Origin of the sequence: Vibrio azureus (assembly GCF_002849855.1) — a bacterium.
GTDB classification, from domain to species: Bacteria; Pseudomonadota; Gammaproteobacteria; order Enterobacterales; family Vibrionaceae; genus Vibrio; species Vibrio azureus.
Map to the genome: position 1 here is coordinate 556,252 of NZ_CP018616.1, position 26,887 is coordinate 583,138.

Genomic DNA, 26,887 nt, shown 5'->3' on the forward strand with positions numbered 1-26,887 from the left:
GCAACTGATGAATTTGAGAGTATTAGTCTGGTTGAGCGTTCTATTTTCCTCCTCTGCTTTTGCTACGTCATGGGAGCAAGCCTCTGAGCCCACAATCAATTCCTCAGCCTCGATAGGTAGTTACGCAAATGGTTGTTTAGATGGTGCGCAAGCTTTACCCTTGCAAGGGGTGGGTTATCAGGTACTTCGTAGTCAAACTCGGCGATATTATGGCCACCCTAATGCAATTACATTTTTGCAGAAACTTGGAAAAAAAGCTCAGCAAGATCTCGATACTCACCTGCTGATTGGTGATATGTCATTGGCTCGTGGAGGGCGTTTTTCTTCCGGACATTCTAGCCATCAGACCGGTTTGGACATTGATATTTGGCTTAGATTAGCAGACGTTCCTTTGTCGGATAATGAGTTAAAGATACCGAAGCCCCTCAGTGTTGTTGATCTTAAAAACTATCGAATACTGGATAAAAACTGGGATCCTCGTCATTTTGAACTGATTCGCTATACCGCCTCCCAAGATGATGTGGCACGAATTTTTGTTCATCCAGTAATAAAGCAGCAGTTATGTACACAAGAAAGTTCTTCAAACAGAGATTGGCTGCGCAAAATACGCCCATGGTGGGGACACCATTATCATTTTCATATCCGGCTAAAATGTCCGGCATCGAGTTCTAACTGTATTGAACAAAGCCCTCCACCTTCAGGAGATGGGTGTGGGAAAGAACTTGAAAGCTGGCAGCCTAAGTTTGCATTAGCTCCTTCCAAAAACAATAAGAAGGCCTCTCCTAAGCCCAAGCCTAAGAAATTACCGCCAGAACAATGTTTAAAGATAATGCCAATAGAGTGATTTTTAGGACAAAGCTAAGCCTGACAGGTACTGGTTTTTGTGCAAAGTATGATTAGCAGATGAGACGATAGGTTAATAGCCCAGTTTTGACTGGGCTTTTTTTTATGCTAACCCCTGAATAATGACAAACTTTTCTAGCAGTTGCTCTTCTGTTTCGACATTATTGGGGTCTGTGATGATGCATTTGGTAATAGGGCACACAGACTGACAGGTCGGCTTTTCATAGTGGCCTTTACATTCCGTACATAAATCTGGATCAATCTCAAAAATGCTTTCACCCATGCTGATGGCTCCATTGGGACATTCTGGATCGCACATATCGCAGTTTATGCATTTATCGGTAATGAGAAGTGCCATATTTACTTACCTGTCGGATTTCGCGTATCTTGGCCTGTGTTTAGGTTTCGCATTAATAGCCCGTATTCTAGGTCCATATCTTGTGGGACTGGAATAAAGACAAAATGGCCGTTACCTTTTGCATCGTCAACGGACTGAGATTTACGGTTTTCCATAGTTTCTAAGGTGAAGACTACATTACCTTTTGGCGTCATAAGCTCGAGGCTATCCCCAACTAGGAACTTGTTTTTTACTTCTACTTCAGCAAGATCGCCACGACGTTTACCTGTGAACTCTCCAACAAACTGCTGAGAGTCTGATACCGAGTAGCCATAATCGTAATTCTGATAGCTGTCATGAGTATGACGGCGAAGGAAGCCTTCTGTGTAACCTCGGTGAGCAAGACTTTCTAGAGTGCCCATGAGGCTTTGGTCAAATGGCTTTCCTGCTACAGCGTCATCAATCGCTTTACGGTAGACTTGGGCTGTTCGAGCGCAATAGTAGAATGACTTTGTACGTCCTTCGATTTTCATTGAGTGGACGCCTATTTTTGTCAGCCTTTCTATATGTTGAACAGCACGAAGATCTTTAGAGTTCATGATGTAAGTACCATGCTCGTCTTCAAATGCTGCCATCTTCTCTTCTGGGCGATGGCTTTCTGAAAGTAGGACAACTTCGTCAGTGGGCTTACCGCGGCCAATGGTTGTTTCAGGGCGATCCTGTTGAACTTCAATCGCTTGAGCTTGTTTTGGATCAAACTGTTCAACAATTTGGCCAGCTTCGTCTTCCTTTCCTTTTTCTACATTGTATTCCCAACGGCAAGCGTTGGTACATGTACCTTGGTTAGGATCTCGCTTGTTCATGTAACCAGATAAGAGACAACGACCAGAGTAGGCCATGCACAGTGCACCATGAACAAAGACTTCTAGCTCTGTTTCAGGGCAATGTTCACGAATTTCTTCGATTTCTTCTAATGAGAGTTCACGAGAGACAATCACACGCTCAACACCATTTGCCGCCCAAAACTTCACAGTTGCCCAGTTGACTGCATTTGCCTGAACAGAGAGGTGAATTGGCACCTCTGGAAAAGTTTCTCTTACCATCATAATTAAGCCAGGGTCAGACATGATTAAAGCATCTGGCCCCATTTCTACAACAGGTTTCAGGTCACGAATAAATGTTTTTAGTTTTGAGTTGTGTGGTTGGATATTACAAACAACATACAGTTTTTTGCCTAAAGCATGAGCCTCGTCGATACCAATTTTTAAGTTCTCATGATTAAACTCGTTATTACGTACACGAAGGCTGTAACGAGGTTGGCCAGCATAGACGGCATCAGCGCCATAGGCGAATGCGTAACGCATATTTTTCAGGCTTCCCGCGGGAGACAGCAGCTCGGGGGTGAACTTTTTCTCTGTTGTCATTGCTCTATTCTCTTGTTGTCTGATCACAAATCAGGTCAGTTCCACCAAGTGGAAATGGGGCGCAAATTTTACGCCAAAATGTGACTTGTGACTAGGGGAATTATAGCTCAGAGAGAAAAACACCCTCAAAAAAAGTGAGGGTGTTATGATTAAGCTTTGTTCAGTAGCCTTTAAGCATTAGGATTTGGTAGGCCACCTAGAGACTCATATAAATTAGGCAGGAATGCACTGAATTCACCACACATGAGAGAAAAGTCTGCATCAAATCGTGCGGCTCTGTCTTCACGTGGAATATCATCATTTTGATCTTTTAATTCATCAGAGAACTTAAGACGTTTGATACCAGCGTCTTCTGTCATGATAAACTCGATGCGGTCTTGCCAGTTCAACGCCAGTTTTGTTACGACTTTGCCTGCTTCTATGTGATTACGAATTTCATCGGTTATTAACTCTTGCTTTTTACAGCGTATGATTCCGCCTTCCTCTAATAGAGACTTAAGTTCTGCTTCATCCATCATGGCAATACCTTGCGGAGTTTCCCCTGTCTTCACCCATTCAGTCAGGGTGGTTTCGATGGCGGTTTCTGGGATCGCTGGTATAACAGGAAGGCTGCCCATCGTTTTGCGCAGTAATGCTAATACATCCTCTGCTTTTTTGTAGCTGCTTGCATCGACAAGGATAAATCCTGTTTTTGGCATGATGAGCACATAAGTATGGCTACTGCGGCTAAATGCTCGAGGCAGTAGATCCATAACAATGTCGTCTTTGAGGTTGTCTTTTTCTTTCTTTTTTAGTGGACGACCTTCTTGCATTTCCATTGCTTCAATTTTTGCATTCAACGAATCTTTTATCACGGATGCTGGTAGCATCTTCTCTTCTTTTTTAGCGCAAATGAGAATATTGTTTTCGGACACGTGTGTCATCATGTCGCCGTTTTTACCCATCGCACTCACCCAACCAAATTTTTGTTTGTCTTGGCTTCCACAAGGGGTAAATTTAAACTCGCTAAGTTGAGTCTCAAGTTGGTCTGCATTGAAATTAACTTCACGGTTAACACGGTATACCAGACAGTTTTTAAACCACATAAATTTTCTCTAGGCTTGATGACAGGAGTTCAATGATATGGAATTTTTTTCCGAATGTCCCAAGAGAATTACTCACAAATAGAAAATGCACAAACATGACTCGATAAATACAGAGTGAGCAGTCAATGAGTGTTATGTGAAAATTTGTTTGCAATAGTCACAAAAGTGTCATAATTGCTGGTAATAATATTGGTGCATAAAGAGGCGTTAGGCCTGGTCATTTACTAGCAAAACTTAAAATAGGGTTATTCAATTATGTCTAGAAGGATTCTGGTTGTTGAAGATGAAGCGCCAATTCGTGAGATGCTGTGCTTCGTACTTGAACAAAAAGGTTATCAGGCTATCGAAGCCGAAGATTATGATGCTGCGGTAACGAAATTAGCAGAACCATTTCCAGATTTAGTCTTGCTAGATTGGATGCTACCAGGTGGAAGTGGCATTAACTTTATTAAACACATGAAGCGTGAGGACCTCACAAAAAATATTCCGGTTGTGATGCTCACAGCACGTGGTGAAGAAGAAGATAAAGTGAGAGGGCTGGAAGTCGGTGCCGATGATTATATTACTAAGCCTTTTTCTCCTAAAGAGCTAGTCGCCCGTTTGAAAGCTGTCATCCGCCGTGTTACCCCCACAGCTCTTGAAGATGTGATTGATGTTCAAGGGCTCAAGCTTGATCCTGTTTCTCACCGAGTCACAGCCAATGATCAAGCGGTGGATATGGGGCCAACAGAATTTAAAATGCTGCACTTTTTTATGACTCACCAAGAGCGTGTTTATAGTCGAGAGCAGTTACTCAATAACGTTTGGGGAACCAACGTGTATGTTGAGGATCGAACCGTGGATGTCCATATTCGTCGTTTGCGTAAAGCACTTGAGGGGAATGAGCATGATAAATTCATTCAAACTGTCCGAGGAGCAGGTTATCGCTTTTCAACAAAAGCATAGCTTGGACAGAGATTGCAGCATATCGTCTGGAGTCGTTTGTGGTTAAAAGATTAACGTGGAAAAGGCTAGCTTGGGAGCTGGCTTTTTTTTACATGCCCTGGGTTCTTATTGGTTGGGCGACTGGATATTTGTCTTGGATGCTATTGATTGCCACTGCGTTGCAGCTTGGCTGGCATTTACACAACCAAATGCGCTTATCAGCATGGCTGTGGGATGAAAGGCGTTTGACACCTCCATCTGGGCGTGGTCATTGGGAGGCACTTTTTAACGGCTTGTACCGTTTACAACAGCGCCAACGAAAAAAAGAAAAGAGTTAACCACTTTGATTCGACGTTTTCGCAATGGTGCGGAATCTCTGCCAGATGCTGTCGTAGTTTTTCGGGCGGAAGGGAATATTGTTTGGTGTAACAAATTGGCGCAATATTTATTAGGTTTTCACTGGCCTGAAGATGCAGGACAACCGATATCCAACCTCATTCGAACACCGGACTTTATTAAATTTCTCAATGACAAAGACTTTTCCGAGCCATTGGAAATGCGCTCGCCACTTAATGCTGAACGAATGTTGGAACTGCGAATTGTTCCCTACACCCAAGGAGAACATCTCATGGTTGTCCGCGATGTGACCCAATTGACTCAGCTTGAAGGGATGAGAAGAAACTTTTTTGCCAATGTTTCCCATGAACTACGAACGCCTATGACGGTTTTACAAGGCTATCTCGAAATGACAGAAGACCCAGATATGCTGGTTGGGCCGATGTGGTCTAAGGCACATGCTGTCATGATGGAGCAATTGAATCGTATGAACAGTTTGGTTAATCAACTTCTTACGTTGTCAAAAATTGAAGCTGCGCCAATTCATGAACTGGAAGAAGTCGTCAATGTCCCTAACATGCTGGCGATCCTAGAAAAGGAGGCGGTGAGCCTCAGTGGTGATGCGCACCACCAATTAACGTTTGAAATTGATAGAAATTTGTGTGTATTAGGAGATGAAGACCAACTTCGTAGCGCAATATCTAATCTGGTGTACAACGCTGTCAAATACACTCCCCCCGGAGCCAAGATCGAAGTTCGTTGGTATCAAAGTACCGAGGGTGCTTGTTTAGAAGTGGAAGATAGTGGTGATGGTATTGAGGCTCATCATATCCATCGCTTATCAGAGCGTTTTTATCGAGTGGACAAAGCTCGTTCACGAGATACTGGGGGAAGTGGTTTAGGTTTAGCAATCGTCAAACATGCTTTAAGCCATCACGATTCTCATTTGGATATTCACAGTGAGGTTGGGGTAGGCAGTCAATTTTCATTCATATTACCAAACCGCCTTGTGGTTAAATCATGAGCCCTGTTAGAGCGCTACTGGCCATCGCTTTGTTATGGCCTTGCTCGGCTTTAGCACAAGAAGAAAACCTTCCTGCGCCTTATCAACCGACGACGGGGGTGGCGGGTAATTTGTTGTCGGTTGGCTCAGATACATTAGCCGGCATGACAAGCCTTTGGGTGGAAAAGTTTGAATCTATCTATCCTAATATCAATGCCCAAATACAGGCTTCAGGTTCGTCCACGGCGCCTCCAGCATTAACAGAAAACACCGCTCAATTTGGCCCTATGAGTCGCGCTATGCGTATGCGTGAAGTTGAGGCATTTGAGAAGGTACATGGTTATAAGCCGACTGCCTTACGTGTCGCAATTGATGCTATTGGGATTTTTGTTCATCAAGACAACCCGATAAAAGGTTTAAATTTTCACCAAATTGATGCCATGTTTTCGGCCACATTACGTTGCGGTGAAAGCCAGTTTATTACCAATTGGCGTCAGTTGGGTATTGAGTCCGATTGGTCCGAGCGAAATTTACAATTATTTGGTCGTAATTCGGTTTCGGGGACCTATGGTTATTTTAAAAGTAATGCACTTTGTGGTGGTGACTTCAAAACTCGTGTGAATGAACAACCAGGTTCTGCTTCTGTTGTTCAGTCTGTTGCATCAACCATTAGTGGGGTGGGCTATTCTGGCATTGGATATCGAGTCGCTGGTGTACGATTGGTTCCGATTGCGAAGTCAGGGCAAGATTACGTCCGCCCAACACGCGAGAATATTCTTTCTGGTCGCTATCCTTTATCGCGTTATTTATATGTGTATGTTAATAAAGACCCTGATAAACCACTCAGTCCGATTGAGGCTGAGTTTATTCGTTTTATTTTTTCTGCTCAAGGACAAGCCTTAGTCGCTAAAGATGGGTACGTACCTATCACAGCGAGTTTTGCAGAGCAAGAATTACATAAAGTAGGCCTAGAACCACGCTAATACTAAGTTGTTATTTGAGGCTTACTTTGTAAGGTCTTGTATTCTTTTCAGGTGTTTAGTGTACTCTATAATATAATTGTCATTTAAATGACCTATTTTTAAGCACAGTTCAACAGGTAGATAGAGCAATGGCACAAGCCGAATTCTCCTTGCAAGAAAGAGACAAAAAGCGACAAGTAAAAGATCGTTTAGTTCGCTTTGCAGTCACGACAGGAGGAATGAGTGTATTAGCGGCGTTGGTATTAATTTTTATTTACCTTGCGATTGTGGTGGTTCCTTTATTCTCAGATGCAAAAATAGACACCAATCATGCTTCACGTGTGACGCTTGGTGGACAGCCTTTAGCGATTGGTATTGATGATTATGCCCAAATTGGCTTTGTATTGACGCCGTCAGGAGAAATACGCTTTCTTCCTATCGATAAACCTAATGCACCAGTACTCTATCAACAACAGATTGCGACTCATCCAGTGGCGTTTGCTCAATCATCAGGAGAAGCCGGATGGATGGGATTCGTTGATGCAAAGGGCAAAGCACACCTTTTTAAACCAGAGTTTAATGCGACTTTAAGAGAGAACGTTCGATTACCAGAAGTTGTTTTACTGCCCTCGAAGATCGATCTGACACTCACCGAACCGACTAATCCAGTTACAGAGTTTGCGTTTAGTGTTGCTCAGTCAGTACCAACGATAGTATGGCTGACAAAAAATGGTCAGTTACACGCTCGTTGGCAAGACGAGCATGTTTTGAATCGACCGCCCAAGACCATCAATTTTCTTTTTCCTTCTGGCTTGGATAACCCAGATCAAATCCTACTGACTCCAAATAGTGAGCTTTTATATTTACGTTACCGTTCTGAACTGGTCATTTTAACTAAGCAAGAACATCGGTTTTTAGTTCGGGAAGTGGTGGATTTAGTTCAAGGTGATACAGAGCGTTCGATTAAAACCATCGACTTGTTGGCTGGCGCCTATTCATTATTAGTCACCGATGATAAGGGGCAGGTATCACAATGGTTCGACACTCTACAGCAGAACAAGCGCACTTTAACTCATATTCGTGATTTCAAGCTCGCGTCTGAGCTCAAATATATCTTGCCAGATACTCATCGAAAGGGTTTTTTCAGTTTTTATACCAATGGTACGTTGCAAAGCCATTATACGACGAGTGAAAAATTAGCTCTGTTTCAGCGTGCTTATAAGCAAGCGCCCGTAATGGCGGCGATGTCGAATAATGAACGGTTCTTAATCACATGGTTGAATGATGAATTGAGCGTTGCTGTGATTGATAACCCTTATCCAGAGATATCCTTCTCTTCTTTGTGGAACAAAGTGTGGTATGAAGGTTACCCTGAAGCGGAATTTGTCTGGCAGTCGACTTCTGCTAGTGATGATTTTGAGGCAAAACTGAGCTTGGTGCCGATTGCATTTGGGACGATCAAAGCAGCATTATTTGCGATGTTATTTTCTATCCCTATTGCGGTGCTCGGTGCGATTTATACCGCTTACTTTATGTCTCCACAGATGCGCCGAGTCGTAAAACCTTCTATCGAATTAATGGAAGCGCTCCCAACGGTTATCATCGGTTTTTTAGCTGGGTTGTGGTTAGCTCCAATTATTGAGGACCACTTGATTGCGGTATTCGTCCTATTGATTCTGTTACCTATCAGCACTATGGCTGTTGGAGGTGTTTGGGCCTTAATGCCTGCTAAAGTCCGTCACTGCTTGCCTAATGGGTGGCATGCATTGATATTAATCCCATTCATCTTAATGGTTGCTGCTGGTGGAGTTTGGCTCTCTCCGTTGCTTGAGCATACTTTCTTTTCCGGTGATATACGCCTATTTTTGACCGAACATGGTATTGGGTTTGATCAACGTAATGCGCTTGTGGTTGGCCTCGCAATGGGGTTTGCTGTTATACCAACGATTTTTACCATTGCAGAGGACGCCATCTTTTCGGTGCCTAAACATTTGTCTGATGGTTCACTGGCATTAGGGGCAACGCCATGGCAAACATTAATTCATGTGGTACTTTTGACCGCAAGTCCAGGCATCTTCTCTGCTATTATGATGGGCTTTGGCCGAGCGGTGGGTGAAACCATGATCGTTTTAATGGCGACAGGTAATACACCGCTAATGGATTGGAACATATTAGAGGGCTTACGCAGCTTGTCCGCGACCATTGCCGTTGAGCTACCAGAGTCGGAGGTAGGCAGCACTCACTACCGTCTTTTATTTTTGTCCGCTTTGATTTTGTTTATCTTTACCTTTGCGGTCAATGCTCTGGCGGAATGGGTAAGACAAAGGTTGAGAGAGAAATATCGTGCTTTGTAGTGAATTTGTCATTAAGCGAGTATGCGCATGTTAAATTGGGTGCGTTCAGGAGCGCCTTGGATTTGGCTGACGGGAGGTGCAGTGAGTATCAGTTTACTGTCGATACTCGGCCTGCTGTTATTGATTGGCTGGAAAGGGCTTACTTACTTTTGGCCTGCTCCGCTCTATCAGTGGAATGTGACGGAGCTATCCTCTGTACAGAGTGAGGTGTTACCTAGAAATTCAATATTAATTGGACAGATTTACGAACGTAGCTTTGTCCCTAGAAGCTATTTACCGAAAGAAACGGCAAGTAAACTTGATGACGATGAGGAATTTGCAACCAGACTCAGCATAAAAATTGCCAATCGTGAGTTGTATCCTGCTGACTTTATATCCGTTTTAAGCTTCCAACTGGATGAACCTACCACGCCCGATGATTGGGCCGTGATCGAGCGCAGTAGCGGCGGGTATTTTTTTGGTAAACCGGTTGCTTTTCAATCTGGCCATCAGCGTTATACAAGTGATATGGCTAGTTTAATTAATGATAAACTGAAGCAAGCTGATCAATTGCGTGCTGATATTGCATGGTTAGTGAATCATCCAGTAAAAAAATTAGGCTGGCAGCTAGAGCAATTGAGGTTAAAGCAACGTAAACATGAGTTAAACGGAACATTGACTGCCGAACGTTTTGCAGGCTATGAACAACAAAAAATACAGATTGAGCAAGAGCTTGCTTCATTGAATGAGCAGTTAGAAAAACTGCGCCAAGAATTATCGAGTGATGTTTTGATTGTTACGGACATGACAGATAAGCAAGTTGAAATTCCCCTGGGCGACATTTTGGATTACTGGTACCCAAATCAAATGTCTTGGACGGAGAAAGCGGTTCACTGGTCAAAACAGGTATGGAAGTTTCTTTCAGAAGCGCCAAGAGAATCCAACTCTGAGGGGGGCGTTTTTCCTGCAATATTTGGTACGGTATTCATGGTTATTATCATGTCTATTATCGTCATGCCTCTCGGCGTGATTGCGGCAATTTACCTGCATGAATATGCCAAAAACAATGGCTTAACACGCATTATCCGTATTGCTGTTATCAACTTGGCAGGGGTTCCTTCAATTGTTTATGGTGTGTTTGGTCTAGGCTTTTTTGTTTATACCATAGGGGCTTCAGTCGATAACCTCTTTTATGCTGAGCAACTTCCTGCTCCGACATTTGGTACGCCGGGCTTATTATGGTCAGCTTTAACCTTGGCCTTACTGACGTTACCGGTGGTTATTGTGACAACAGAAGAAGGATTAACAAGAATTCCCACTTCGGTGAGGCATGCTTCATTGGCATTGGGGGCGACGCAATTTGAAACTCTTTGGCGGGTTATTTTACCAATGGCAACCCCTGCTATTATTACTGGGTTGATATTAGCGGTTGCTCGCGCTGCCGGTGAGGTGGCGCCACTGATGCTAGTTGGTGTGGTTAAGCTTGCTTCAAGTTTGCCTGTTGATGGGCAATTCCCCTATGTGCATTTAGAAAGAAAGTTCATGCATTTAGGCTTTCATATCTACGACGTTGGATTTCAAACTTCCAACATAGAAGCAGCACGCCCGTTGGTATACGCAACGTCGTTTTTGCTTGTGACTGTCATTGTGGGCCTAAACTTAACCGCCATCAGTATTCGCAATAATTTACGAGAAAAATACAGGACTTTAGGACAGGATTAAGCATGTTTAACTTTAATGACTCTTTGGGGTATGAACCGCCATTAGATGTTCATAATTTGACCGATGAACAAACGGCGATATCGATTGAGGCGCTTAATCTTTTCTATGGCTCGACTCAGGCATTACACGATGTATCCATGCGTATTCCTAAAGGACGAGTGACGGCATTTATTGGCCCGTCGGGGTGTGGAAAGTCGACACTCCTCCGCTGCATTAACCGAATGAACGATTTAGTTGAAGGTTGCCGAGTCAGTGGAAAAGTCAATCTATATGGAAAGAATGTTTATGATCCTAATGTAGATGTTGCCACTTTACGTCGCCGCGTTGGAATGGTTTTCCAAAGGCCGAACCCTTTTCCAAAATCGATTTATGAAAACGTGGTTTATGGACTACGATTGCAGGGGGTTAAGAACAGCCGTATGTTGGATGATGCTGTCGAACGCTCTTTACGTGCGGCCGCACTTTGGGATGAAGTAAAAGATCGTTTGCATGAGAATGCATTTGGATTATCGGGTGGGCAGCAGCAGCGTTTAGTTATTGCTCGAGCCGTTGCGATTGAGCCAGAAGTTCTTTTACTGGATGAACCTACTTCTGCATTGGACCCAATATCAACTTTGACGATCGAAGAGCTTATTAATGAACTAAAAAAGCAATACACCGTGGTCATTGTTACTCATAACATGCAACAGGCAGCCCGCGTTAGCGATCATACTGCTTTTATTCATATGGGTGCGTTGGTTGAATATTCAGATGCAGATTCAATTTTCACTTCCCCGATGAAAAAGCAAACGGAAGATTACATTACTGGTCGTTACGGCTAAATGACATGTCGTTACAGAGGAAAACTATGCAATTTGGGCGTCATATATCGGGACAATTTAATGTTGAACTGGAATCCATTCGAACTCATGTGTTAACCATGGGAGGGTTGGTTGAGCAGCAGTTGTCTTTTGCTATTGAAGCATTACACAATGAAAATATTGAACTTGCTCATCAAGTCGTCGCAGATGATCATAAAGTCAATGCAATGGAAGTCTCTATCGATGAGGCTTGCACTCGGATTATTGCTAAGCGTCAGCCAACGGCAAAAGATTTACGTTTAATTATGGCGATCATCAAAACCATTACCGATTTGGAGCGCATTGGTGATGTTGCGGCTCGTATCGCTGATGTGGCTATTAGCAGTACTTCTTCAAAAGAGCGCAAATTCCAAGTATCGCTTGAGCCACTGTGCCGTCAGGCCATTCATATGTTACACCAAGTTCTCGATGCCTTCGCACGAATGGATGTTGAAGCAGCCGCAGCCGTTTATAAGTTGGATGATAAACTGGATGCCGAATATGAAGCCGTGATACGTCAATTAATGACTTATATGATGGAAGACCCGAAAAATATTCCTCATATCCTTCAGGTCATGTGGTCAGCCCGTGCGATTGAGCGTGTAGGTGACCGTTGCCAAAATATTTGTGAATACATTATCTACTTTGTTAAAGGTAAAGATGTCCGCCATTTGGGGGATCAAAGTATCGATGATTTTCTGAAATAAACACTGGTTAGCGCTAAGAATCATCGTTTCGCGTTATTGCTGATGATACTTGGGCGATACGATCACGGCTTGTTACCGGAATCGAGAAGTCATCCACGTCATCTGCGCCCATTTTACTTTGCTCAGCGATAAACGTCATTTTGCTTGGACGCTCGATTTTACCTGAAAGATGAATTTCTTTCACTTGAGAAGAACGAATTAGCGGTCCTACATTCTCTGCATTTATTCCAGCTCCAGCCATAACAGATATTCTACTGTTAGCCTGTTTGACCAAGGCTTTTATCTGAGCAACTCCTTGGTAAGCCGAGGGGGCTAAACCTGAAGTAAGGACTCGCTCACAACCTAATTGAATGATTTCCTCTAGAGCAGTTTGAGCGTTACAGCATTGGTCAAATGCTCGATGGAAAGTTACCCCAAGGCCGAGTTGTTGTGCCAGCTTGCATAACGTTCTGGTGAAGGGGGTATGTACGTGCCCATCTTGAGTTAATACACCGAAGACGACGCCATTTAAGCCAGCTTGTTTCGCAGCTTTAATATCGATGAGCATCGTTTCAATTTCTTGTTCAGAATAGAAAAAGTCACCTTGGCGTGGGCGGATCATGGCGTAGATAGGAACGGTAGACAGTTTACCTGCCTGTTGCATAAAGCCATAGCTTGGTGTTAAACCACCTAAAGCAAGAGATGAACAGAGTTCGATGCGAGTTGCCCCACCTTCAATGGCATTATGAAGAGATTCAATGTTATCGATACAAACTTCAAGTTGCATGAATAGTTTACCTAACGAGTTTAAAAGAAAGTCGATGAAAACGAAAAAAGTCCAGAGCAAGCTCTGGACTTAAAATTTGTATCTATGAATGCAAGCAGCAGGTTAAACCAAATGTTTGCATATTACCTTCCTCCCTTTTTAGAAAGAGAAAGATAGAGCAATTACTTGCTTAGGTCGTCTGCGTGCTCAGATAGGAACGCTGCAACACCTTTTGGAGATGCGTCCATACCTGCTTTACCTTCTTCCCATTGTGCAGGACATACTTCGCCGTGCTTCTGGTGGAAGTTAAGCGCATCAACCATGCGTAGCATTTCGTCGATGTTACGACCTAGAGGAAGATCGTTTACTACTTGGTGACGTACTAGACCGTCTTCGTCGATTAGGAAAGAACCACGGAAAGCAACGCCTGCTTCTGGGTGCTCAACATCGTACGCTTTACAGATTTCGTGCTTAACGTCAGCAACTAGAGGGTATTTAACTTGACCGATACCGCCATCTTCGATAGCAGTGTTACGCCATGCGTTGTGAGAGAACTGAGAATCGATAGAAACACCGATTACTTCAACACCTTTAGCTTGGAAATCAGCTAGACGGTTGTCGAATGCGATTAGCTCTGATGGGCAAACGAAAGTGAAGTCTAGTGGGTAGAAGAATACAACAGCTTTCTTACCTTTTGTGAATTCAGCAAAGTTGAAGTTATCAACGATTTCACCGTTACCTAGAACTGCTGCTGCAGTAAAGTCAGGGGCTTGACGACCTACTAGTACCATTTTTTTGCTCCTAAAAAGTATGGTTAGTTTCAAACCGGTTTGAGTTATTTCGGTTTGATCCGTGTTTGTACGAGACAAACTATATTACAAACTGTAGTATTGAAAAAAGCGAAATAAATAGATTAAGTTAATCGAAAAAAACGATAAACAACGACGTTATACGTTTACCTTGATAGCGACATTAGACGACAAAACATTATGAATAAATGGCCCAGCCTAAAACAGCTCCACTACTTGGTCACACTGCATGAAACTCGGCACTTTAGTGAAGCGGCGGAACGTTGCTTTGTTAGCCAATCAACCTTGAGTAAAGGAATACAAAACCTTGAAGAGCTGATTGGTTGCCCACTTTATGAAAAAAAAGATAAAAAGAGTCCGTTAGTTTTCACTCAAGCTGGTGAAATGGTCGTGCAGCATGGCAGAGAGCTACTGGCGAAAGGTCAGGACTTAGTGGAATTAGGCCGGATATGTCAAGGCGATGAAATGCAAGGTCAATTGAGAGTAGGCTGTATTCCGACTATTGCCCCTTTCTTATTGTGTGATTTGGTTCAAGAGATCAATGGGCGTTTCCCTCAATTAACCCTCTTGTTAAGAGAAGATACCACCAATAATTTGTTGCAAGCTTTGCGGCACGGTGAGCTAGATGTGTTGATTTTGGCTTTGCCGGTCGATATTGAAGGGATGGAAAGTTGTGTTGTGGGAGTGGACCCGTTCCGTATGGTTATCAGTGCCAATCAGGCCGACTCTATTTCTGTCCCTATTCGTTATGCTGACTTGCCTAATGAATCTGTGTACTTATTAGAAAAAGAGCATTGTTTAACCGAGCATGCTGTTTCTGCCTGTCAGCTGACAGATAGAGATAAAATTAACCCATTTACAGCGACCAGCCTGCATACCTTAGTTCAAATGGTGGCGAATGGCTTAGGGACCACATTTATCCCTCAAATGGCGATTGATCATGGACTGTTACATAATCAAAACTTGGTCGTGATCGATCCACCGGGACAACAAGCTTATCGTAACATCGGTTTAGTTTGGAGGCCGAATGCTGCACGCACTAAAACCTTTAATCAATTAGCAGAGTTACTTTCTGAACTGTTTTAGTGATGAGTTCGACTCAGTGACCTCGCTCTGAATCAAGCATCTTGAGGTCACGGGGTATATATTATCTTCTGTATGTGCTCTAGTGACATTGCACTATTGCTCTGAGTCACGAGTTCGAGGTCACTTAGATATATGCTACTTTTTCAACTATTCTTAGTACTTTATTCTGATAGTGAAGTTTAACTTGTGAAATTTTACAGGTTAAACTGAATGGTGTTTTCATAAAATTGTGAAATTTCACACTGTTAATTTTACTTGAATACGACTTAACTTCTCCCGCCTTGATATTTGGTATTGTTGTTCTTTTACTTGCCTTAGCCGATCAATATTATTTTTTACATTGTTTGTTTTTATATTTTTCTTGTGTTTTTTCTGTTGCTTTATTACGTAATTATTTTTCGATGTCTTTAAATAATCAATCACTTACTCTTATCGGCATAAAACTCCGAATTTCTATTTTACCTGCTTTCTCGCTTTCACTTCCTGAAGCATTGATATAGATTATTTAAGAGGTTTAAAAGAGTTACATATAAAAATAAGAACATTAAAATAAATGGGATATAGGCGTGAAACGCTTTGCTTTTAATAATTTATTTTTTGGTTTTTGATGTTCTTTATTTACAAATGTTAACTGTGGCTGATGGCGACTTATTAATTAATATCATTAAGGTAAATAATTATGCTGGCTCAGAAAAAACAAGAACAACTTTCAACAGACATTGATAAGAAAAGCTTCAAGGTTGTTGGTAAGCTGACAGAGGAACATCAGGTAATATGCTCTGAGCAAGCTCTGGCTTTCTTATCCGTTCTTTGTGAACAATACGCAAACCGTGTCGATGCCCTATTAGCGGTAAGAGAACAAACACAAGCTCGAATCGATGCCGGTGAATTACCCAACTTTTTATCAGAAACTCAAGATATCCGCGAAGGGAGCTGGAAGATCTTAGGGATTCCCGACGATCTAAAAGATCGCAGGGTGGAAATTACAGGCCCCACGGATCGTAAAATGGTCATCAATGCCTTGAATGCTAATGTAAAAGTATTTATGGCAGACTTCGAAGATTCCATGTCTCCCGCTTGGGAAAAGTTACTCGATGGGCAGTTGAATTTACGTGATGCCGTCAATGGCACAATCAGTTATACCAATCCAACTAATGGCAAACATTATCAATTAAGAGAAGATCCAGCGGTATTAATTTGTCGAGTCCGTGGTTTACACCTTAAAGAAAAGCATGTTGTTTTGAATGAGCAAGCTATTCCCGGCGCACTCTTTGACTTTGCACTTTATTTCTTCAATAACTATCAAGCTCTATTGAAGAAGAACAGCGGCCCTTATTTTTATCTGCCTAAATTGCAATCCTATCATGAAGCTCAATGGTGGAGTGAAGTGTTCCATTTTACTGAAGAGTATTTTGGTTTGGATACGGGGACTATTAAGGCAACAGTCTTGATTGAAACGTTACCTGCTGTATTTGAAATGGATGAAATATTGTTTTCATTAAAAGAGCATATTGTTGGCCTTAACTGCGGTCGTTGGGATTACATCTTTAGCTATATCAAAACATTGAAAAAATTTCCTGATCGTATATTGCCTGATCGTCAAGTCGTCACCATGGATACGCCATTTTTGAACGCTTATTCGCGTTTATTAATCAAAACGTGCCATCGACGCGGGGCGTTTGCGATGGGCGGGATGGCGGCGTTAATACCTGTAAAAGATCCTCAAAAAAATCAACAAGTACTCGATAAAATTCGAACCGACAAGCTATTGGAAGCTCAAAATGGCCATGATGGTACTTGGGTTGCACACCCCGGTTTGGCTGACACAGCGATGGAAGCTTTTAGCTCGGTCCTCGGCAAGCGAACCCATCAATTGGATGTTTATCGTTCTGAAGATAAGCCCATTACAGCAGAAAACCTGTTAGAACCTTGTGAAGGGCTGCGAACGGAACAAGGCATGCGACACAATATTCGAGTGGCATTGCAATATATCGAAGCGTGGATTTCCGGTAACGGTTGTGTGCCTATTTATGGATTGATGGAAGATGCTGCGACGGCTGAAATCTCACGAGCGTCAATATGGCAATGGATCCAACATGAAAAACACTTGGATAACGGCTTACTCGTTACGCGTTCACTGTTTGAGCAATATCTTAATCAAGAAATCGACGTGGTTAAGTATGAGATTGGTGAGTACCGTTATCAAATGGGAAGATTTACAGAAGCCGCACAACTGATGCTGCAACTGACGACCAGTGATGAACTGACCAATTTTTTAACCGTACCTGGGTATGACTATTTAACTGATTAATTAACCGAGTGACTTTACCACTCATTGTGTAACTGTAGATTGGGCCTTGTTTAAGCACAGTGCTGGCAGATTAAGAGTGTACTGCCTTTGAGAGTGGATGACTCATTCATATTTGAAAGTACATGAATAATAGAGGGATAGAATCATGATGAACTTAACTCGCCGCCAACAAATAGAAGCTTTAGAGAAAGATTGGGCTGAAAACCCACGCTGGCAAAATGTTAAACGCCCTTACACAGCGGCTGAAGTGGTCGAATTACGAGGTTCAATCGTACCCGCTAATACCATCGCTCAGCAAGGGGCAGATAAACTTTGGTCCTTGGTCAATGGCAGTGCTAAAAAAGGCTATGTAAATTGTTTAGGAGCGCTCACCGGTGGTCAAGCCGTTCAACAAGCGAAAGCGGGTATCGAAGCGGTGTATCTTTCCGGCTGGCAAGTTGCAGCGGATAACAACACCGCCTCGACGATGTACCCTGATCAATCTCTCTATCCAGTTGACTCGGTCCCTTCTGTTGTTAAACGTATTAATAATGCGTTTCGTCGTGCGGATCAGATCCAGTGGGCAGCGGGTAAAACACCCAATGAGGAAGGTGGGATTGATTACTTCTTACCGATTGTTGCGGATGCGGAAGCGGGCTTTGGTGGTGTTTTAAATGCTTATGAGTTGATGAAGTCAATGATTGAAGCAGGCGCTGCTGGAGTGCATTTTGAAGATCAACTGGCTTCGGTGAAAAAGTGTGGTCATATGGGCGGAAAAGTGTTGGTTCCCACGCAGGAGGCAGTGCAAAAATTAGTGGCTGCTCGCTTGGCTGCTGATGTTGCTGGAACAACAACATTGGTGATTGCTCGCACTGATGCCAATGCTGCAGATTTGTTGACATCGGACTGTGATCCTTATGACAAGGACTTTATTGATGGGGAGCGAACTGCTGAAGGTTTTTATCGAGTGCGTGCAGGAATAGAACAAGCAATATCACGTGGCTTAGCGTACGCCCCTTATGCAGATCTGATTTGGTGTGAGACGGCTAAACCATGTTTGGAAGAAGCGCGTCAATTTGCAGAGGCCATCCATGCGCAATATCCCGATCAATTACTCGCTTATAATTGCTCGCCTTCATTCAATTGGGAGAAAAATCTAGACCCGCAGACGATTGCTCAGTTTCAGCAGGAACTCGCCGACATGGGGTACAAATACCAATTTATTACTCTCGCTGGTATACATAATATGTGGTTTAACATGTTTGAACTAGCACATGCGTATGCACAGGGTGAAGGTATGCGTCATTACGTTGAAAAAGTTCAACGGCCGGAGTTTGAGGCGGCAGAAAAAGGCTATACATTTGTGGCACACCAGCAGGAAGTAGGAACGGGGTACTTTGATAAAATGACCAATACTATCCAAGGTGGGAATTCTTCAGTGACTGCACTGACAGGCTCAACAGAAGAAGACCAATTCTAGCCTAATACATGCTATACCTAAGTGTTCTCAAGGTGCTAGTTAATAGTACCTTGAGAACACTCGGGAGGCTTTTTCCGCGTAACGATCAGTCAGTGACCAGTCAGCGACGCTTAATCCATTTCAAATTCAGTGGTATCGGTCTCTTCTTGCAGCTCGAGTAAATTGATCGCGATCGAGACAAAATCCGTGTCTGTTATGATCCCAACCAAATGATCTTTACTGACAACAGGCAAACAGCCGACTTTATGCTTTTGCATATGCATCGCGCTTTCTTTGAGTCCAGCTTTGGGCTCGACAGTCATTAGGCTTGTGTGCATGATTTCGAAAAGTGGTGTGTCGAGCGTGTAAGAATGCTGAACGTTTACGGGAGATAGGCTAGATTCTTGAGCCGCTAAAATATCGCGCTGGGTGATTAAGCCTTGCAAGTGGTGGTGATTATCAATAATCGGAATATGGCGAATATCCAGGGTATCCATCATATCTTTCGCATCACGTAATGTGTGTGTTCGTGATAAGGTATGTGGATTACGAGTCATCATATCTTCAACTTTGATCATAAGAACCTCCAACAGTATGCTTTTGTGCTCAAAAAACGCTAAATATGAGCTCAATGAAATTGTCTTCGTATGTCTCGAATCAGTAACCCAACACTGACTGGAGGATTTGAAGCCATTTGGATATACCGAGTAATGATTACCTATAAGCAGAAAGGTGACTGCATTAAGGTCACTTGAGTATATTCAATATAGGAAATATTTGCTGGAAGAAATGCGATCTGGAGCTATTTTCAGCTCGAAAGCAGTAAGATTAGATCCAGATCAATTTCGTCGCTGTTTTGTCGGCATTTCCCCCTCCCGTCATGCTCGCTTTCTTTATTTTATCAATGATTCCTGTTGTAAATATCATATATAGGAATGTTTTGGTCACTGATGACTAGACCCACTGGCTTCTTTTTTTTACGTGAGACTCATTTGCAAGTTGGATAGAGCGCTTATTCGATGTTTAAAGCAAGGTTTATGGTCAATATTAAGGGGTATTTGCTTGCTATTGCAGCATGTCGACATATACTAGTCTGCTGCGAAAAACTCGCCGTCATTTGTGGCGTAACTTGAACAACAGATAAGACCCGTAACATGCAAGTATCAGATTTTCATTTCGACCTTCCAGATGAACTCATCGCTCGCTACCCTCAGCCAGAGCGAACGGCAAGCCGACTTTTACAAATGGATGGTAACACGGGTGAGCTTATAGATGGCACATTCACTGATGTTTTGAGTCAAGTTCAAGCTGGCGACTTAGTGGTGTTTAATAACACTCGAGTCATTCCTGCGCGAATGTTTGGTCGTAAAGCTTCTGGCGGTAAATTAGAAGTGCTGGTGGAGCGTATGCTCGATGATAAAAGCATTTTAGCCCATGTCCGCTGTTCTAAATCGCCAAAGCCAGGTTCAACAGTTTTACTGGGTGAGAATGATGAATATTCTGCAGAAATGGTTGCACGTCATGATGCTTTATTTGAGTTAAAGTTTGCGTCAGATAAAACGGTCCTAGAAATTTTGGAAGAGATTGGTCATATGCCATTGCCTCCATACATTGATCGTCCTGATGAAGACTCAGACAAAGAGCGTTATCAAACCGTGTATAACCAAAAACCAGGCGCTGTGGCAGCACCTACGGCGGGATTGCACTTTGATGACGAGCTGCTCGAAAACATCAAAGCGAAAGGTGCGGAATTTGCTTATGTGACACTGCATGTCGGTGCTGGTACATTTCAACCCGTAAAAGTCGATGACATCAATGACCATCATATGCATGCGGAGTATGTTGAAGTTCCGCAAGAGGTGGTGGATGCGATTCATGACACTAAAGCACGAGGAGGGCGTATTATTGCTGTCGGCACAACATCAGTACGTTCGCTAGAAAGTGCCGCTCAAGATGCGTTAAAAAATGGAACGGAGTTAGTCCCATTTTTTGGTGATACTGAAATCTTCATCTTTCCTGGTTACGAATACCAATTAGTGGATTGTTTGATCACCAACTTCCACCTGCCAGAATCAACACTTATCATGTTAGTGAGTGCATTTGCTGGGTATGACAATACCATGAATGCCTACCAGCATGCGGTGAAGAATAAATATCGCTTTTTCTCATACGGTGACTCAATGTTCATCAAGAAAAAGACAAGCTAGTACTGACTAGTTTTAATCGTTTACGAGTGCTAGCAGTAAGCTAGAAAATAACGCTATTGAGCTGTATTTTTCGCAAGGATAAGCGACCGCTCCTTAGGTAAGGTTTAAACCGAATAAATTGTCAGATTGTTTCTCTGACACCCGGAGGTAACGTGAAATTAAAGTTTGATCTCAAAAAGAAAGATGGTGTAGCACGTCGTGGTCAATTGACTTTTGAACGTGGCACAGTACAAACACCAGCATTTATGCCTGTTGGTACGTATGGCACAGTGAAAGGGATGACACCAGAAGAAGTGAAAGGAACAGGAGCAGAAATCCTGTTAGGGAACACTTTTCACCTTTGGCTACGCCCTGGTCAAGAAGTGATGAAATTGCATGGTGACCTGCATGATTTTATGAACTGGCAAGGCCCAATCCTGACTGATTCAGGCGGTTTCCAAGTATTTAGCCTAGGTAAAATGCGTACAATCACAGAGAAAGGTGTCCACTTTCGTAACCCGGTAAATGGCGACAAAATCTTTATGGACGCTGAAAAGTCGATGGAAATCCAAAAAGACTTAGGCTCTGATATCGTGATGATCTTTGATGAGTGTACGCCATACCCAGCCACTCATGATGAAGCTAAGAAATCGATGGAGATGTCGTTACGTTGGGCTCAACGTTCACGTGATCACTTTGATAAGTTAGAAAACCCGAACAATTTATTTGGTATTGTTCAAGGTGGCGTCTACGAAGATTTACGTGATGTTTCTGTCAAAGGCCTCACTGAAATTGGCTTTGACGGTTACGCAGTAGGTGGTCTTGCAGTTGGTGAGCCGAAAGAAGACATGCACCGTGTTCTTGAACATACTTGTCCACAATTGCCTGAAGATAAACCTCGTTACTTGATGGGTGTGGGCAAACCTGAAGACTTAGTGGAAGGTGTCCGTCGCGGTATTGATATGTTTGACTGCGTAATGCCAACCCGTAATGCTCGTAATGGCCACTTGTTTGTCACTGGTGGTGTGATCAAGATCCGTAATGCGAAACATAAAACAGACACGACACCGCTTGATCCGCACTGTGACTGTTACACTTGTCAGAACTACAGCAAAGCATACCTTCATCACCTAGAGCGTTGTAACGAAATTCTGGGTGCACGTTTGAATACAATCCATAACTTGCGTTACTACCAGCGCTTGATGGAAAGTATTCGTAACGCCATTGATGAAGACCGTTTCGATGAATTTGTTGCAGAGTTTTATGCTCGTCGTGATCGTGAAGTTCCGCCGCTAAGCAAAGCATAAAAATGAAAGCCTTTGGTCAATTACCAAAGGCTTTTGTGAATATAGTAGGTTAATACATACGGTTTTTTGGGATGAGTGATCGCTATTCATCATTCCCAAGCTTGAATCTTAGTGTATTAAGTTTAAATTGTTTTTTATCAATAAATCTAATGAGGATGTTTTAATGTTTATTTCTCAGGCTCACGCCGCAGCAGAAGTTGCACCCGCAGGCTCACCAGCAGGTGGTGGTTTTGAAATGTTGATCATGCTTGGCATGTTTGCAGTGATTTTTTACTTCATGATTTACCGACCGCAAGCAAAGCGAGTAAAAGAACACAAGAGCCTAATGTCTTCGATGGGCAAAGGTGATGAAGTGCTTACGAGTGGTGGTATTGTGGGTAAAATCACAAAAATTGCCGAAGATAATGATTTCATCTCAATTGAATTAAACAACAATAATGAAATTGTTATTAAGAAAGACTTTGTTACAGCTGTGCTTCCTAAGGGCACGCTGAAATCCCTATAAAACGGCTTAAGGATCCTCGCTGTGCTAAACCGTTATCCTTTGTGGAAGTATGTGATGGTATTTTTGGCCATCATCACCGCTGCGTTGTACGCGCTTCCAAATATCTACGGTGAAGATCCGGCTATTCAAGTTACAGGGGCGCGTGGCGCCTCTGTAGATATGTCAACGCTGGATGCTGTCACTCATGCTCTCGATGAAGAGCACCTCCCCTATAAATCCATTGCCCTAGAAGATGGATCGATTCTTGTCCGTTTCAATGACACAGACACTCAAATTAGTGCCCGTGATGTCATCGGTGAAGCGCTTGGCAAAGACAAGATTGTTGCCTTAAACCTTGCGCCATCAACACCTGATTGGTTAGAGGCCATCGGTGCTTCCCCACTTAAACTAGGCTTAGACCTCCGTGGTGGTGTTCACTTCTTAATGGAAGTGGATATGGATGCTGCTATGGAAAAATTGATTGGCCAACAAGAAGAAGCGTTCCGAAGTGAACTTCGTGAAGCCAAAATTCGTTACCGTGCGATTCGCCCTTCAGGTAAAGAAGGTGTTGAGGTCTTACTGCGCGACGAAGCTCAACTGAGTCAAGCTAAATCAATGCTGAAAAAGAACCACCCGGATATGAACTTCGTTGAGACGAATTCTAACGGGCGTTATGCGCTTATTGCGACATTCACAGAGCAGCGTCTACAAGAGATTCGTAACTACGCTGTAGAGCAAAATATTACTATTTTGCGTAATCGTGTGAATGAGCTGGGTGTTGCTGAACCATTGGTTCAACGCCAAGGTGCGAGTCGTATCGTTGTTGAACTGCCTGGTGTTCAGGACACAGCACGTGCAAAAGAAATCTTAGGCGCGACGGCGACATTGGAATTCCGCGAAGTGGATGATAAAGCTGACCTTGCAGCTGCGGCCAGTGGTCGAGCGCCAGCAGGTAGTGAAATCAAAATGGACCGCAATGGACGTCCTGTTGTGTTGAAAAAGCGTGTCATCCTTGGTGGTCAAAGTATCACAGATGCTAACTCAAGCGCAGACGAATACGGTCGACCACAGGTAAACATCTCACTAGACAGTGAAGGTGGAAACAAAATGTCAGCGTTCTCTAAGAAAAATATCGGTAAGTTAATGGCAACCGTATTTGCTGAGTACAAAGACAGTGGTCGTCGTACGCCAGATGGCAAAGTGATTCTTGATAAGCATGAAGAAGTGATCAACCAAGCAACGATTCAGTCTGCACTTGGGCGTAGTTTCCGTATCACAGGAATTGACTCTCCATCTGAAGCACACAACTTGGCCTTGTTACTTCGTGCCGGTGCACTTATTGCACCAATCTCAATCGTTGAAGAGCGTACTATTGGACCATCAATGGGACAGCAAAACATCGATATGGGTATCCAAGCATGTATCTGGGGTATGGTAGCCGTTATGCTCTTTACTCTAATGTACTACCGTGGTTTTGGTCTGATTGCTAACGTAGCACTGATGGCTAACTTAGTGCTGATTATCGGTGTGATGTCGATGATTCCAGGTGCAACCATGACCTTGCCTGGTATTGCAGGTATTGTCTTAACCGTTGGTATGGCCGTGGATGCAAACGTCCTAATATTTGAGCGAATTCGTGAAGAACTTCGTGAAGGACGCAGTCCACAGCAAGCTATCCATCAAGGTTATGCGAATGCATTTAGTACCATTGCCGATGCAAACATCACGACGCTGATTACGGCCATTATCCTATTTGCCGTAGGTACAGGTGCTGTCAAAGGCTTTGCGGTGACATTATCAATCGGTATCTTAACTTCTATGTTTACAGCCATTGTAGGGACGCGTTGTATCGTGAACCTTGTTTACGGTGGTAAACGTGTAAACAAACTGTCGATCTAAGGCTGGGAATTATTATGTTTCAAATTCTAAAAGCAGAAAAAACGATCGACTTTATGCGTTGGTCAAAGGCTGCCTTTGTTTTCTCTGTTGTCATGATTGCGGCTTCAATCTTCACTTTATCCACTAAATGGTTGAATTGGGGCTTAGATTTCACTGGCGGAACATTGATTGAAGTTGGTTTTGAGCAACCAGCAAACCTAGAAGAAATTCGTACGGCACTGGATAAACAAGGCTTTGGCGATGCTACCGTACAAAACTTTGGTAGTGCACGTGAAGTCATGGTTCGTCTTCGCCCACGTGACGACCTTTCTGGTGAAAAGCTTGGTAACCAAATCATTGCGGCAATCAAAGCTGGCACGGGTGAAAGCGTAGAAATGCGTCGTATTGAGTTTGTTGGCCCGAATGTGGGAGATGAACTTACAGAAGCGGGTGGTCTTGCGATACTGGCGTCGCTGGTTTGTATCCTGCTTTACGTATCAATGCGATTTGAATGGCGTTTAGCAGCAGGTGCAGTGCTGGCCTTGGCGCACGATATTATCATTACGTTAGGCGTCTTCTCGTTTCTACAAATTGAAGTGGACTTAACTATTGTCGCTGCGCTACTCACGGTCGTGGGTTACTCGCTCAACGATACCATCGTGGTATTTGACCGTATTCGTGAAAACTTCCGTAAGATGCGTAAAGAATCACCAGCAGAGATTATGGATGTTTCGATTACGCAAACTTTGAGTCGTACACTGATTACATCGGGAACCACTTTGTTTGTTGTGATTGCCTTGTTTGCTCAAGGCGGTGCAATGATTCATGGCTTTGCGACTGCATTACTACTTGGTATTACGGTAGGTACATACTCATCTATTTACGTTGCTTCAGCATTGGCCTTGAAACTAGGTATCCAGAGAGAGCACTTATTGCCACCTCAAGTTGAAAAAGAAGGTGCAGAATTTGATGAGATGCCTTAAGGCAAACCATCATTAAATATGGATAAAGCCCTCATGGTTGCCATGCAAGCATGAGGGCTTTTTTATACTCAGTCTATACCCATCATACTTGTCATCTACAGTGATACCATCCACAGCTCTCTTCCACCGCTATCATGACCATGTCTGCTCCAAATACTTTTTGGTATATAAGAAGGCTAGAAGAACATCTGCGGATAAAAAAAGCCCCACTCAAAAAGAGCAGGGCCATTCAAAAGTCATCAGCGTGACGGGCTTAAGTGACTTTAGAATCTTATTTTAGGATGGCGCTGTTACCATTTTCACGAACGTGCTTCAGTATTGACTTTACTCCACGAGCACTAGAAGCAACGATGTTGCCTGACTTCATGTAGTCAGTGCCGCCAGCAAAATCAGTTAGGATAGCACCAGCTTCACGAGCAATCAGCTCACCAGCAGCCATATCCCAAGGTTTTAAACCAAGTTCGAAGTAACCATCTACACGACCTGCGGCAACGTAACATAGGTCTAGTGCTGCTGAGCCGCTACGACGGAAATCAGAGCATTCAACGAACAATGCACTTAGGATCTTAAGGTAAGACTCTGAGTGTTGCTTTTGTTTGAACGGGAAACCTGTAGCAAGGATGCTACCATGTAGGTCTTTAAGTGGATTAACACGAATACGTGCGTTGTTTAGTTGAGCTCCTGCACCACGTTGTGCTGTGAATAGCTCATTTTGCATTGGGTCGTAAACACACGCTACTTCCGTTTTACCTTTCAGGCGAACGGCGATAGAAACTGAGAAATGTGGGTAACCTTTAACAAAGTTATTGGTGCCATCCAGTGGGTCGATGATCCATTGTACGTCTTTATCTTTACCGTCGATAAGACCCGCTTCTTCAGAAACGATGCAGTGTTCAGGATAAGACTGCTTAATCGTATCAATGATGATAGCTTCTGCTTCTTTGTCTACGTTAGTAACAAAGTCATTAGTGCCTTTCAGCGTAGACTCAACTTTATCTGTGTTTTCTAATGATTTAGCAATGTGATTGCCTGCTTTTCGCGCAGCGCGAATAGCAATGTTTAGCATAGGATGCATACGAATTTCCCAACGGATGTTAAAGAACAATTTAAAGCGGCGGCGAGTATACCAGAGTAAAGATAAAAAT

At 43.2% G+C, this 26,887-nt stretch carries 22 protein-coding genes and 1 pseudogene; 16 read left to right on the plus strand and 7 right to left on the minus strand.

Features of this window, described 5'->3' with window-relative positions:
- Positions 1-7: 7 nt before the first annotated feature.
- Entirely contained in the window at positions 8-844 is an 837-nt protein-coding gene (gene mepA / locus BS333_RS02660; protein ID WP_021710224.1) for a penicillin-insensitive murein endopeptidase, read from the plus strand.
- 102 nt (positions 845-946) lie between these two features.
- Here mepA and BS333_RS02665 read toward each other — a convergent pair whose 3' ends face one another.
- The 3 genes from BS333_RS02665 to rdgC form a co-directional block, all read right to left on the minus strand.
- A complete protein-coding gene (locus BS333_RS02665) occupies positions 947-1,201 on the minus strand; it encodes a YfhL family 4Fe-4S dicluster ferredoxin (protein WP_021710223.1) in 255 nt (84 codons plus the stop codon).
- 2 nt (positions 1,202-1,203) lie between these two features.
- Positions 1,204-2,604 (minus strand): prephenate-dependent tRNA uridine(34) hydroxylase TrhP, encoded by a 1,401-nt coding sequence (gene trhP, locus BS333_RS02670; protein ID WP_021710222.1) that lies wholly within the window; start codon positions 2,602-2,604, stop codon positions 1,204-1,206.
- 170 nt (positions 2,605-2,774) lie between these two features.
- Positions 2,775-3,689 (minus strand): recombination-associated protein RdgC, encoded by a 915-nt coding sequence (gene rdgC, locus BS333_RS02675; protein ID WP_021710221.1) that lies wholly within the window; start codon positions 3,687-3,689, stop codon positions 2,775-2,777.
- A 255-nt stretch (positions 3,690-3,944) separates the two neighbouring features.
- Between rdgC and phoB the strand changes: the two genes are divergently transcribed.
- The 7 genes and pseudogenes from phoB (at position 3,945) to phoU (ending at position 12,515) form a co-directional block, all read left to right on the plus strand.
- Positions 3,945-4,634, plus strand: coding sequence for a phosphate regulon transcriptional regulator PhoB (gene phoB / locus BS333_RS02685; protein ID WP_021710220.1), 690 nt, complete (start codon positions 3,945-3,947; stop codon positions 4,632-4,634).
- Positions 4,635-4,672: 38 nt separating this feature from the next.
- Positions 4,673-5,973: pseudogene (gene phoR / locus BS333_RS02690) on the plus strand (phosphate regulon sensor histidine kinase PhoR).
- Positions 5,970-6,935, plus strand: coding sequence for a PstS family phosphate ABC transporter substrate-binding protein (locus BS333_RS02695; protein ID WP_021710218.1), 966 nt, complete (start codon positions 5,970-5,972; stop codon positions 6,933-6,935). Before phoR ends, BS333_RS02695 begins: the two are co-directional and overlap by 4 nt.
- A gap of 128 nt (positions 6,936-7,063) precedes the next feature.
- A complete protein-coding gene (locus BS333_RS02700) occupies positions 7,064-9,268 on the plus strand; it encodes an ABC transporter permease subunit (protein WP_021710217.1) in 2,205 nt (734 codons plus the stop codon).
- A 27-nt stretch (positions 9,269-9,295) separates the two neighbouring features.
- On the plus strand, positions 9,296-10,969 hold the full coding sequence (gene pstA, locus BS333_RS02705; RefSeq protein WP_021710216.1) for a phosphate ABC transporter permease PstA: 1,674 nt from the start codon (positions 9,296-9,298) through the stop codon (positions 10,967-10,969).
- A gap of 2 nt (positions 10,970-10,971) precedes the next feature.
- Positions 10,972-11,790 (plus strand): phosphate ABC transporter ATP-binding protein PstB, encoded by an 819-nt coding sequence (gene pstB, locus BS333_RS02710; RefSeq protein WP_021710215.1) that lies wholly within the window; start codon positions 10,972-10,974, stop codon positions 11,788-11,790.
- 26 nt (positions 11,791-11,816) lie between these two features.
- Complete coding sequence (gene phoU / locus BS333_RS02715; RefSeq protein ID WP_021710214.1) at positions 11,817-12,515, plus strand: phosphate signaling complex protein PhoU; 699 nt, start codon at positions 11,817-11,819, stop codon at positions 12,513-12,515.
- A 13-nt stretch (positions 12,516-12,528) separates the two neighbouring features.
- On the opposite strand, the gene BS333_RS02720 is transcribed toward phoU, so the two are convergent.
- Entirely contained in the window at positions 12,529-13,281 is a 753-nt protein-coding gene (locus tag BS333_RS02720; protein ID WP_021710213.1) for a copper homeostasis protein CutC, read from the minus strand.
- A 161-nt stretch (positions 13,282-13,442) separates the two neighbouring features.
- The gene (locus BS333_RS02725; RefSeq protein ID WP_009843116.1) at positions 13,443-14,051 is read right to left on the minus strand and encodes a peroxiredoxin C; all 609 of its coding nucleotides are present in this window, start codon (positions 14,049-14,051) and stop codon (positions 13,443-13,445) included.
- A 198-nt stretch (positions 14,052-14,249) separates the two neighbouring features.
- On the opposite strand from BS333_RS02725, the gene BS333_RS02730 reads away from it, so the two are divergent.
- The 3 genes from BS333_RS02730 (at position 14,250) to aceA (ending at position 18,925) form a co-directional block, all read left to right on the plus strand.
- Entirely contained in the window at positions 14,250-15,155 is a 906-nt protein-coding gene (locus tag BS333_RS02730; RefSeq protein WP_021710212.1) for a hydrogen peroxide-inducible genes activator, read from the plus strand.
- A 679-nt stretch (positions 15,156-15,834) separates the two neighbouring features.
- Positions 15,835-17,466: a malate synthase A gene (aceB, locus tag BS333_RS02740; RefSeq protein WP_021710210.1), complete on the plus strand. Its 1,632-nt coding sequence runs from the start codon at positions 15,835-15,837 to the stop codon at positions 17,464-17,466.
- A gap of 148 nt (positions 17,467-17,614) precedes the next feature.
- Positions 17,615-18,925, plus strand: coding sequence for an isocitrate lyase (gene aceA, locus BS333_RS02745; protein ID WP_033003932.1), 1,311 nt, complete (start codon positions 17,615-17,617; stop codon positions 18,923-18,925).
- Between the two features lie 110 nt (positions 18,926-19,035).
- Here the strand turns inward: aceA and BS333_RS02750 are convergent, their stop codons facing one another.
- Positions 19,036-19,482 carry a CBS domain-containing protein gene (locus BS333_RS02750; protein ID WP_021710208.1) on the minus strand — a complete coding sequence of 149 codons (447 nt, stop codon included), beginning with the start codon at positions 19,480-19,482 and terminating at the stop codon, positions 19,036-19,038.
- 576 nt (positions 19,483-20,058) lie between these two features.
- On the opposite strand from BS333_RS02750, the gene queA reads away from it, so the two are divergent.
- The 5 genes from queA (at position 20,059) to secF (ending at position 25,742) form a co-directional block, all read left to right on the plus strand.
- Positions 20,059-21,111: a tRNA preQ1(34) S-adenosylmethionine ribosyltransferase-isomerase QueA gene (gene queA / locus BS333_RS02755; protein WP_021710207.1), complete on the plus strand. Its 1,053-nt coding sequence runs from the start codon at positions 20,059-20,061 to the stop codon at positions 21,109-21,111.
- Between the two features lie 152 nt (positions 21,112-21,263).
- Entirely contained in the window at positions 21,264-22,397 is a 1,134-nt protein-coding gene (gene tgt, locus BS333_RS02760) for a tRNA guanosine(34) transglycosylase Tgt (protein WP_021710206.1), read from the plus strand.
- Between the two features lie 163 nt (positions 22,398-22,560).
- On the plus strand, positions 22,561-22,902 hold the full coding sequence (gene yajC / locus BS333_RS02765; RefSeq protein ID WP_021710205.1) for a preprotein translocase subunit YajC: 342 nt from the start codon (positions 22,561-22,563) through the stop codon (positions 22,900-22,902).
- 21 nt (positions 22,903-22,923) lie between these two features.
- Complete coding sequence (gene secD, locus BS333_RS02770; RefSeq protein ID WP_021710204.1) at positions 22,924-24,780, plus strand: protein translocase subunit SecD; 1,857 nt, start codon at positions 22,924-22,926, stop codon at positions 24,778-24,780.
- A gap of 14 nt (positions 24,781-24,794) precedes the next feature.
- Positions 24,795-25,742, plus strand: a complete 948-nt coding sequence (gene secF / locus BS333_RS02775; protein ID WP_021710203.1) for a protein translocase subunit SecF — start codon at positions 24,795-24,797, stop codon at positions 25,740-25,742.
- Between the two features lie 271 nt (positions 25,743-26,013).
- Here the strand turns inward: secF and suhB are convergent, their stop codons facing one another.
- Positions 26,014-26,817 (minus strand): inositol-1-monophosphatase, encoded by an 804-nt coding sequence (gene suhB / locus BS333_RS02780; protein WP_021710202.1) that lies wholly within the window; start codon positions 26,815-26,817, stop codon positions 26,014-26,016.
- Positions 26,818-26,887: the final 70 nt, after the last annotated feature.